Origin of the sequence: Methyloceanibacter sp., from assembly GCF_035650995.1 — a bacterium.
In the GTDB taxonomy this organism is placed as follows: domain Bacteria; phylum Pseudomonadota; class Alphaproteobacteria; order Rhizobiales; family Methyloligellaceae; genus Methyloceanibacter.
Map to the genome: position 1 here is coordinate 1 of NZ_DASRGO010000097.1, position 10,040 is coordinate 10,040.

Consider the following 10,040-nt stretch of genomic DNA (forward strand, 5'->3'; position numbering starts at 1 on the left):
GCCGCGCGGGGCGCGGGCGATCACATAGCCGCCCTCGAGCTCGATCTCGGCGCCGAGCTTCTCGAGCGTCGTGATGTGCAGATCGACCGGACGCGTGCCGATGGCGCAGCCGCCCGGCAGAGACACCTTGGCCATGCCGCAGCGGGCGACGAGGGGGGCGAGCACCCAGAAGCTCGCGCGCATGCGCGCGACCATCTCGTAGGGGGCGGTGGTGTCGACGATCTCGGTCGCGGTCAGCCTGAAGGTCTGGCCGTCGGTCGTGCGCTGACCGGATTTCTTGCCGGCGATGGTCACGTCAACGCCGTGGTTGCCGAGGATGCGAGCGAGAAGGTTCACATCGGCAAGGCGCGGCACGTTGTGCAAGGTGAGCGTCTCGCGGGTGAGGAGGCTGGCGATCATCAAGGGCAGCGCAGCGTTCTTAGCGCCACTGATCGGGATGGTGCCGGTCAAGCGCTGGCCGCCGATAATGCGGATGCGGTCCATGGCGTGTTACTCCCTCGCGCGCCCGTGCCCCTTTCGGGCCCTATTTGCAGTCCCCGTAAGGTGCCGGCCCCAACGACCCTCAAGGCAAGACCGACAAACCATCAGTTTACTCCCTAGGAGGGGTCCTGTCCCCCCTCTTCGCATGCCTTGGCGGAGGACTTGGCGCGGGCTTGGGCCTTGCGTTTCAAGAGGTTGGCTCTGAGCGCCTGGGCAAGCCGGGCTTCGCGCCCCTGGGCACTTGCGGTGGCTTTCCGGCCGGCTTCGTCCGTCTTCTTCTCGCGCATCGGACCCAAGTCCTTGAGAGGATTCTAAGCCTCGTTCGTTTATATCACATCAAACGGTGCCCATGTCGCGGGCAGACAGGCGAAGGGGCCGCGGGCTTATGCTTGCAGGCGCTTCCCCGCTATGGCAGGGTCCGCCCCGCGCATCATCCGAGGCATCCCTTCGGGGACCGGCTCGGAGCGGATCCCTTAGCCGCCGTAGCTCAGTGGTAGAGCACGTCATTGGTAATGACGGGGTCGACTGTTCAATCCAGTCCGGCGGCACCATTCATCAACCTCGCGGAACGGCCGTGGCGACGGGGCGCTTCAGCGCCGCAGGGCCATTTCGCTGGCGAGCCTCCGGAACCCGTCCGCGAGCGCGACAAGCCCCGTCTCGACCGGTAGATCCCGGGCGGCTCTGATCGTATAGCGGATAAGCGAACTGCTGCGAGCGGCGTTGAGCCGGTCGCATTCGGCGCGCGCCAAGTCCTCCGTCTCGAAGCAGAGCACCCGACCGTTGCGATTGACCGGGCTGGAGCCGGCGCCAAAGATGCTCTTGGCGCTCCGGTGACTCCACACCGTGTAGAAACCCGCATTGCTTTGCATTGGAAATCCCCCGATTAACAAGGGATTAACGCGCAAAGATCGGCCCGGGTTCCAGGGTCGGAGATTTCCGCTCAGAGCGCGACGCCGAGCTTACCGAGAGCAAAGACCATGGCCCCGTAGAGCAGCACGGTCACGAGGCAGGAGAGGCCGAGCGAAGGCCAAAAACCCAGGCCACCCCTGAGCAAGGCGGGGAGGATCAGAAACATCGGAAGCGTCGGCAGCACGTACCAGAACGTCGATTGCGAAACGGCCGCGATGCGCTCCATGTCGCCCGTGTCGCGCCACAGCCAGACGAAGGCGAAAAGCGACATCAGCGGCAGCGACAGGATCACGGCGCCGATTGCCGGGCTGCGCTTGGCCGCCTCGGAGGCCGCAGCGATGATGATGCCCGAGATCAGGGCCTTAATGACGGCATAGAGCATGTCTAGGATGGTCCTCTCGAAACGGCGTTCCCAACTCTAGCTGATGCACACGCTCGTCTCTATCCAGCAATGGCTCTACGGTGGCATGGGCGAGGGTCTCGGCGAGGTTGCTGGCGGGGAGCCACGCGATGTTGTCGCCGCAGTCGCCGCGGCGGTCCTGTTCGGCGCGGTGCATGCCCTGATGCCGGGACGGTGCTGCAAGCCCTTTAGCGGTCACACGGCCGCTCTCCCACCAAGCACCGACTGCTTCGACCATACCGGTCAATTGAACAGCGTGTAGGCCGCGTAGCACAGGGTTACGGCGAGGATCGGCCGCAGCAGCCATTCCGGCGCACGGTCGCACAGGCTGCTGCCGATCAGCATGCCTGGGATCGAACCGGCAAGCAGTGGAAGCAAAAGCTTGAGGTCCACGTGGCCGAGACCGGCATGGCCGAGCCCCGCGACGAGGGCGAGCGCGCAGGCGTGCGCGATGTCGGTACCCACCACCCGCTTTGCCGCGAGCAACGGATAGAGCGTGGCGAGTACGGGCACGCCGATCGCGCCTGCGCCGACCGAGGTCAAAGTGACGGCAAATCCGAGCGCGGCGCCGAGCGCGACGGTGGCCAACATATGTGACCGCGACGGGTGGTCGGAATCATCGCCACGCCGCCGCATCAGGAAAGGGCCAAAGAGGATGGCAAGCGCGCTCAGCGGCAAAACGATGCCAAGTCCAAGTCTGATCGCTTGCGCCAGCGAGGCCGTATCCCTTGGGGCCAGCGCGAGAACGGCGATCAGGAGCAGCGAGGCCGGGATACTCCCCAGCGCAAGAGTCAACACCAACCGCCAGACGAGGTGCTTGGCGAGATAATGACGCCATACCGCGCCGGCTTTGGTGATCGAGGCGTAGATCAGGTCGGTGCCGACCGCCACCTCGGGACTGATGCCGAAGGTCGAAATGAGGAGGGGCGTCATCAGAGAGGCGCCCGCGACGCCGGTCAGACCGATGAGAAAGCCGACGCCGGCGCCCGCCGCGACGAACGGCAAGACGGCCGCAAGGTGTAGATCCGACATATCACGCGAGCCCCGCTCCGCACTTGCGTCTACTTGCTGTAGAGGGCGAAGGCCGCGTAGCACAAGGTGACGGCAAGCAGCGGTCTGAGCAACCATTCGGGAACAACACCTGCCAGTCGCGAGCCGACCAGGATGCCGGGAACCGATCCGCAAAGCAGCGCAAGCAGCAGGCCTCCATCGACATTACCGAGCCCCAAATGTCCGAGACCGCCGATCAAGGTCAGCGGTACGGCATGGGCGATGTCGGAACCGACCAGCCGCTTGGCGGGCAGCATCGGATAGAGCGTGGCAAGCACCGTGACGCCGATCGCTCCGGCGCCGACCGAAGTGAGCGTGACGAGAAGACCGAGCACGACGCCGAACAGGATGGTCGGCAACGGCTTGACCGGCACGTCGCCGGTATCCTCGCGCGGCGAGGAGCGCGTGACCCATGGATAGGCGACGATGGCGAGCCCGCTCACGGGAAGCGCCACGACGAGGCCCATCCTGATCCACTGCGCGAGCTTCACCGTGTCGATGGGCGACAAGGAGATGACGGCAAGCAGCGCCGCCGCCGCCGGCAGGCTGCCGGCCGCGAGCCGCAGAACGATTGCCCATTCGACGTGGCGCGAGACGTGGTGGCGCCAGCTCCCGACCGTCTTGGTGATCGAGGCGTAGAGGAGGTCGGTTCCCACGGCGACGTGCGGGCTCACGCCGAAGCTCGAGATGAGGAGCGGAGTCATCAGCGCCCCGCCGCCGACCCCGGTGAGCCCCACGAGGAAGCCCACGCCGAAGCCAGCCGCGACGAGCGGTAGCAACGGGGCTACCCAGCCGAAATCCGCCATCTCAGATAATCCCCTTCCCCCAAACGCGACACAACGCGCCTTCAAACAGGCGTCTTGATTATATCCGCATTATAGCCGGTCAAATCTCGACTAACACGGGAACGCCGATCGACCGCAACAAGCTTGCGACCTCCTGCGCGCGGCGATTGAACTCGGCGAGATCGGCGGGCGAATCGCCGAGATCCGAGCAAAGACCGTTGGCGAGCAGCTCGCGGTTGAGCACGAACACTTTGTCGCCGACTTCCGGCGCCCCGGACTGCGCCCAGGTGATGACGCCGCCGGCCACCGTCGCGCCGTCGATGGCGCTCACCAGGATGAAGTTGCCGGTCAGTGGAAGATCGCGGAACAGGTCGAGAGCGGTCGCGCGCCCGAGCAAGATGCGGCAATCGGCGATGTCGTTCATGGCGCAGGCATGCGCGGGCGAAGCGGCAAGCGTCTCGAAATCGACCAGCGCCGAGACGCTCATGCTGGTGACCGGGGTGAGATCGGTCGCGGTGCGGAGCAGATAGCCGCTTTCCGGATCGAACGGCGCCTCGGAGAGCCAAACGAGGCGCGCCTCGATCACGTCGGCATTGATCGGGCGGCGCGCCTGCTCCGAGAGCACGGCGCCGCGCGAGATGTCGAGATCGGTGTCGAGTACGAGCGTGACCGCATCGCCGGTCCCGGCGGACGGACGGTCGCCGCCCATGGTCGCGATGCGCTTGAGCGTGGCGCCGAGCCCGCTCCTCGCATCGACGATGCGGTCGCCGACCTTGACGCGGCCGGAGGTGATGGTTCCGGCATAGCCGCGGAAGTCTCCCGAAGCGCGCAGCACGAGCTGCACCGGCATGCGGAACGGCGCGTCGGCGGCGATCGCCTTGGGATCGACGGTCTCGAGATAATCGAGCAGCGTCGGTCCCGCATACCAAGGCATGCGCGCGGAGCGATAGGCGACGTTGTCGCCGGTGAGCGCCGCGACGGGAATGGTCCTGATCTCGGTGAAGCCGAACGACCCGGCAAGGGCGGCGAACTCGGCCTCGATCGCGCGGTAGCGGGCCTCCGACCAGTCGACGAGGTCCATCTTGTTGACGGCGAGGATCACCTTCTTGATGCCGACCAGATCGCAGATGGCCGCATGTCGGCGCGTCTGGCGCTTCGGCCCGTAGCGGGCATCGACAAGAAGAATGGCGATGTCGGCATGCGAGGCGCCGGTCGCCATGTTGCGGGTGTACTGCTCATGGCCGGGCGAATCGATGATGACGAAACGGCGGTCGCCGGTCTCGAAATAGCGCCAGGCGATGTCGATGGTGATGCCTTGCTCGCGCTCGGCCTGGAGCCCGTCAAGCAGAAGGCTGAAATCGATCTTCTCGCCATTGACGGCGCGATTGTGCGAGGCGAGCGCGATCGCGGCGCGCTGGTCTTCGGTGACGCCGGCGGCATCCCACAACAGCCGGCCGATCAACGTCGACTTGCCGTCGTCGACCGAGCCGCAGGTGAGCAGCTTGACCATGCCGGCCGCTTGCGACGCCGGCGCGGCGAACGGCGCGGAAGAGATCGCCTCCTGTAACGCAGCCACTTGCATCAGAAATACCCCTCGCGTTTCTTCATCTCCATGGCGCCGGCCTGGTCGTGATCGATCAAGCGCCCCGCCCGCTCGGAGACCTTCGCCGCAAGCGTCTCCTCGACCACCGCGTCGAGCGTCGTGGCATCAGACTCGATCGCGGCGGTCAGCGGCCAGCAGCCGAGCGTGCGGAAGCGCACCTTCCGCATCTCCGGCTTTTCACCCGGCTCGAAGCGCATCCTCTCGTCGTCGACAACGATGAGCTGGCCGTCGCGCACGACCACCGGCCGTTCGGCCGCAAAATAGAGCGGCACCACGTCGAGCTTCTCCTGCTGGATGTAGCGCCACACGTCGCCTTCGGTCCAATTGGACAGCGGGAACACGCGCACGGTCTCCCCCTTGCCGAGGCGGCCGTTGAGCAACTGCCACATCTCGGGCCGTTGGCGGCGTGGCTCCCAGCGATGTCCGGCGCTCCTGAAAGAAAACACCCGCTCCTTGGCGCGCGAAGCCTCCTCGTCGCGGCGCGCGCCGCCGAAGGCCGCGTCGAAACCGCCGGCGTCGAGAGCCTGGCGCAGCGCCACCGTCTTCATCACGTCGGTATAAACCGAGGGCGGGTGGTCGAAGGGGTTGATGTTGCGCGCGAGCCCCTCGTGATTGGTGTGCACGATGAGATCGAGCCCGAAATCGCGCGCGGTCTTGTCGCGGAAGGCGATCATGTCGCGGAACTTCCACGTGGTATCGACGTGCAGCAGCGGGAACGGCGGCTTGGCAGGCCAGAACGCCTTGCGCGCAAGATGCAGCAGAACGGTCGAATCCTTGCCGATCGAGTAGAGCAGCACGGGTGAGCGAAATTGCGCCGCGGCCTCGCGAAAGATGTGGATGCTCTCCGCCTCGAGCAGCTTGAGATGGGAGACAAGCGCGGTCATGCGGCCTTCCCCTTGCGGTTCGGGTTCAGATGGATGCCGCACTCTTTCTTCTCCTCGTGTTCCCACCACCAGCGTCCGGCGCGCGGGTCTTCGCCGGGCTGCACGGCGCGCGTGCACGGCGCGCAGCCGATCGAGACGAAGCCGCGGGCATGCAGCGGATTGACCGGGATATTGTTGGCGGCGATGTAGGCGGTCAGCTCCTGCGAGGTCCAATCGGCCACCGGATTGACCTTGATCAGCGCATGCGCCTCGTCCCAGGCGGCGAGTGCGACGTCGGCGCGGGCCGCGGAATGCTCGCGGCGGATGCCGGCGATCCAGCCTTGCGCGCCTTTCAGCTCGCGATTGAGCGGCCGGACCTTCCTCACCTCGCAGCAGCTCTTGCGGTTCTCGACCGCGTGGCGAAAACCGAATACGCCGTCGCGTGCGACAAGTTGCTCGACCTCGCCCGCGTCGGGCGCAACGAGCCGGATGCGCAAACCGTAGCGGAGCTCCGACAGCTCGACGGTCTCGAGCACCTCGGGAAACAGCCGTCCGGTGTCGAGGGTGAAGATGTCGATGTCTTTGATGCCGGACTCGGCGATGGCGTGCAGGATGGCCTGGTCCTCGAGCCCAAGGCTGGTCGAGAAGGCGATGCGCCCCTCGATCCGGCGGCGTGCCTCCCTGATGCGGTCGGTGAGCGTCTTGATGCGCGCAAGCCTTTGATCGAGTTCGCCCGCCTCCTTCCGCGTCGCGTCGCGGCGAAGCGGCAAGAGGTTGCGATAGCCCTTCTGATAGTTGCGGCTGTAGCGCGAAAGCGCCGCCTGCCACGTCGCCACCTGCTCGGGGTCGGCGACCTCGGCGGTGTCGAAGCCCGAGCGCAGCAGGAACTGGGCGAGGTCGGGGATCAGATAGCCGACCGCCCTGATCTCGCCGGTAAAACCGTGGCGCTCGCGCAAGAGCACCGCAAGGCTGATGCCGCGGCCGTCGCCGAAGGCGGGAAAGCGGATGGCGATGGGCCCGGCATTGCCCGAGGCCGCAGCGTTAAGCGCCGCGGCGTCGGCCGTCGGCTCGAGCAGCGTCGCGACCTCTGCGGGGTCGGACAGCAATTCGCCGGTGGCAAGATCAAGCAGCGCCATAGAGAGCCTCCTTGAACGGCTTCGCCCCCACGCGCCGCCAGGTATCGAGGAAGGTCTCTCCGTCGATGCGCTCGGCGAGATAGGTGCCGATAATGGTGTCGATCGCCTGCGGCACGGCCTCGGCGCGGAAACCGGGCCCGATGATGGTGCCGATGGCGGCATCATCCTTCGGCGAGCCGCCGAGCGAGATCTGATAAAGCTCGGTGCCTTTCTTATCGACGCCCAGAATGCCGATATGGCCCGCGTGGTGATGGCCGCAGGCGTTGATGCAGCCCGACATGTTGAGCCTGAGCGGTCCGATCTCCTCCTGGCGCTTCAAATCCTCGAAGCGCTTGGCGATCTCCTTGGCGATGGGAATCGAGCGGGCGTTGGCGAGGTTGCAGTAATCGAGGCCCGGGCAGCAGATCATGTCGCCGAGGAGATCGTAATTGCCGGTGGCGAGCCCGGCCTCCTTGAGCGCGTCGTAGATCGCGACAAGATCGGAGGTGGCGACGTGCGGCAGCAAAAGGTTCTGCGTGTAGTTGACGCGAATCTCGTTATGCCCGAAGCGCTCGGCGAGATCGGCGACGAGCTCCATGGTCTCAGAGCTCGCATCGCCGGGCGTCCGCCCCGGCTCTTTCAGCGAAATCACCACGATCGAATAACCCGGCACGCGATGGGGGCGCACGTTGTGCTTGAACCAGCCCGCGAACACCGGATCGGCGTTGCGCCGGGCATCGAGCGCCTCGTCGCGGATCGGCCGCGGCGGAAGATCGGGCGGAGCGAAATAGGACGTGATGCGCCTGACCTCGTCTTCGGGCAGGTCGATCGCGTCCTTGTGGGTCGCCGCCCAGTCCGCCTCGACGTCCTCGCGGAACTTGTCGATGCCGAGCTGATTGACGAGGATCTTGATGCGCGCCTTGTGAATGTTGTCGCGCCGGCCGTGCAGATTGTACACGCGCAGAATCGACTCGATGTAGGAGAGCAGGTGCTTCTTGGGCAGGAAGGCGCGAATCTCCTGCCCGACATAGGGCGTGCGGCCCATGCCGCCGCCGACCAGAACGCGAAAGCCGTTCTCGCCGCCAGGCCCGCGCACGATCTTCAGGCCGATGTCGTGGAAGGCGATGGCCGCACGGTCCTCGGCCGCGCCCGAGATGGCGATCTTGAACTTGCGCGGCAGCCAGTTGAACTCGGGATGCATGGTCGACCACTGGCGCAGGATTTCGCACCACGGCCGCGGGTCCTCGAGCTCGTCATGGGCGGCGCCGGCGAAAGGATCGGCGGTGACGTTGCGCACGCAATTGCCGCTGGTCTGGATGCAGTGCATCTCGACCTCGGCGAGCGCGGCGAGGATGTCCGGCACGTCGACCAGCCTGATCCAGTGGAACTGGAGATTGGTGCGGGTGGTGAAATGACCGTAGCCGCGATCCCACTTCCGGCCGATCATGGCGAGCTGGCGGAGCTGGCGGGGCGAGAGCACGCCGTAGGGGATGGCGATGCGGAGCATGTAGGCGTGGAGCTGGAGATACAGCCCGTTGCGCAGGCGCAAGGGACGGAACTCGTCCTCGGTCAGTTGACCGGCGAGCCTGCGTTCGACCTGATCCCTGAAATCGGCCACGCGCTCGTGCACGAAGGCGCGGTCGAACTCGTCATAGCGGTACATCGTACCAATCCTCTGTCAGTGTCGTGCGGTGCGCGGCGCGGATCTTCTCGCGCACCGAGAGCGGATCGACCACGCCGTCCCTGACCGCGACCTCCATGGGGTAGACGGCGACGACCTTGCGCGCCTTCACGTCCTTGGCGGCCTGTTCCTCGAGCGCCTTGGTTTCCTCCTCGGTCGCGGCGATGCGCGCCGAGGAGAGGTCCTCGGTCCAGCCTCCGTCGGAGGCGAGATAGACGACGACGCCGTCGACGAGACGATTGGCGGTCACGACGCTAGGCACGCTTCAGCTCCTCCAATGCCAGGATGTCCTCGACGACGCCGTGCGCGGGCAGACCGGCCACCTCGCCGAAGATGAGGACGGCCGGGCTTTTCAGCCCGAGCCGCCCGGGACGGGCGGCGAGATCGGCGAGCGTCGCGCCGACGCGGCGCTCGTCCTCGCGGCTTGCATTCTCGACGGCGAGCACGGGCAGCTCGGGCGCGAAGCCCGCTTCGAGCAGCCGCTTGGCGATCGCGCCGGCGGTCGAGACGCCCATATAGACGACGAGCGTGTTCTTGCCCGAGGCGAGAGCGGCGAGATCGAGATGCTCGAAGGAGGGCTCTTCGCCGCCCGCCTCGTGGCCGGAGAGGAAGGTCACGGTGTGCGAGATGTCGCGATGGGTGAGCGGGATGTGGAGGCTCGCCGCAGCGGCGATGCCGGCGGTCACGCCGGGCACGATCTCGACCGGGACGCCCGCCTCGCGCAGCGCCTCGAGCTCCTCGCCGCCGCGGCCGAAGATGAAGGGATCGCCCCCTTTCAGGCGGACAACGGTCTGGCCGGCGTGAGCGCGGGCAACAAGCAGCCGATTGATCTCGCTTTGCGGAACGCTGTGCTTGCCCTTGGCCTTGCCGACCGGGATCAGTTCGGCCTCGCGGCGCGCATGGTCGAGCACGCCCTCGCCGATCAGCCGGTCGTAGAGGATGACGTCGGCCGCCTTCAGAGCGCGCACGGCCTTCATGGTGAGAAGCTCGGGATCTCCGGGGCCGGCGCCGACGAGGAGCACGCGTCCCTGAGGATTGGGCGCGGAGGCTGCGGTCTCGATCGCCTCGCCGATCAGCGCCTTGGCCTTCTCCTCGTCGCCCTCGAGCATGGCCTCGGCGGCGGCGCCCTCGAACACCGCCTCCCAGAATTTCCG

General features: G+C 66.4%; 11 protein-coding genes, 1 tRNA gene and 1 pseudogene. 2 read left to right on the top strand and 11 right to left on the bottom strand.

Translation table 11 applies throughout. The annotated features are described in order from the left end of the window. Positions 1-483, bottom strand: a pseudogene (locus VFB18_RS07630) (UDP-N-acetylglucosamine 1-carboxyvinyltransferase); the annotation flags it as partial. A gap of 473 nt (positions 484-956) precedes the next feature. Between VFB18_RS07630 and VFB18_RS07635 the strand changes: the two are divergent. After that, positions 957-1,031, top strand: a tRNA-Thr gene (locus VFB18_RS07635). Positions 1,032-1,070: 39 nt separating this feature from the next. Here VFB18_RS07635 and VFB18_RS07640 read toward each other — a convergent pair. Together VFB18_RS07640 and VFB18_RS07645 are read right to left on the bottom strand one after the other, a co-directional pair. Continuing rightward, positions 1,071-1,349 carry a hypothetical protein gene (locus VFB18_RS07640; protein WP_324973089.1) on the bottom strand — a complete coding sequence of 93 codons (279 nt, stop codon included), beginning with the start codon at positions 1,347-1,349 and terminating at the stop codon, positions 1,071-1,073. 71 nt (positions 1,350-1,420) lie between these two features. Continuing rightward, a complete protein-coding gene (locus VFB18_RS07645) occupies positions 1,421-1,771 on the bottom strand; it encodes a DUF3147 family protein (RefSeq protein ID WP_324973092.1) in 351 nt (116 codons plus the stop codon). A 43-nt stretch (positions 1,772-1,814) separates the two neighbouring features. Between VFB18_RS07645 and VFB18_RS07650 the strand changes: the two genes are divergently transcribed. Beyond that, complete coding sequence (locus VFB18_RS07650; RefSeq protein ID WP_324973095.1) at positions 1,815-2,051, top strand: hypothetical protein; 237 nt, start codon at positions 1,815-1,817, stop codon at positions 2,049-2,051. Here the strand turns inward: VFB18_RS07650 and VFB18_RS07655 are convergent. The 8 genes from VFB18_RS07655 to cobA all read right to left on the bottom strand — a co-directional run. Next, the gene (locus VFB18_RS07655; protein ID WP_324973098.1) at positions 2,033-2,821 is read right to left on the bottom strand and encodes a sulfite exporter TauE/SafE family protein; all 789 of its coding nucleotides are present in this window, start codon (positions 2,819-2,821) and stop codon (positions 2,033-2,035) included. The genes VFB18_RS07650 and VFB18_RS07655 overlap by 19 nt on opposite strands. Positions 2,822-2,850: 29 nt before the next feature. Further along, positions 2,851-3,645, bottom strand: coding sequence for a sulfite exporter TauE/SafE family protein (locus tag VFB18_RS07660; RefSeq protein WP_324973100.1), 795 nt, complete (start codon positions 3,643-3,645; stop codon positions 2,851-2,853). Between the two features lie 79 nt (positions 3,646-3,724). Then, positions 3,725-5,206 carry a GTP-binding protein gene (locus tag VFB18_RS07665; RefSeq protein ID WP_324973103.1) on the bottom strand — a complete coding sequence of 494 codons (1,482 nt, stop codon included), beginning with the start codon at positions 5,204-5,206 and terminating at the stop codon, positions 3,725-3,727. Further along, positions 5,206-6,180 carry a sulfate adenylyltransferase subunit CysD gene (cysD, locus tag VFB18_RS07670; protein WP_414675668.1) on the bottom strand — a complete coding sequence of 325 codons (975 nt, stop codon included), beginning with the start codon at positions 6,178-6,180 and terminating at the stop codon, positions 5,206-5,208. The genes VFB18_RS07665 and cysD overlap by 1 nt, the downstream gene beginning before the upstream one ends. After that, complete coding sequence (locus tag VFB18_RS07675; RefSeq protein WP_324973109.1) at positions 6,108-7,226, bottom strand: phosphoadenylyl-sulfate reductase; 1,119 nt, start codon at positions 7,224-7,226, stop codon at positions 6,108-6,110. Before VFB18_RS07675 ends, cysD begins: the two co-directional genes overlap by 73 nt. Next, positions 7,213-8,868, bottom strand: a complete 1,656-nt coding sequence (locus VFB18_RS07680; RefSeq protein WP_324973113.1) for a nitrite/sulfite reductase — start codon at positions 8,866-8,868, stop codon at positions 7,213-7,215. Before VFB18_RS07680 ends, VFB18_RS07675 begins: the two co-directional genes overlap by 14 nt. Next, entirely contained in the window at positions 8,855-9,148 is a 294-nt protein-coding gene (locus tag VFB18_RS07685) for a DUF2849 domain-containing protein (protein WP_324973115.1), read from the bottom strand. Before VFB18_RS07685 ends, VFB18_RS07680 begins: the two co-directional genes overlap by 14 nt. After that, positions 9,141-10,040, bottom strand: a 900-nt coding sequence (cobA, locus tag VFB18_RS07690) for a uroporphyrinogen-III C-methyltransferase (protein WP_324973118.1), incomplete at its 5' end; no start/stop codon positions are given. The genes VFB18_RS07685 and cobA, both read right to left, overlap by 8 nt.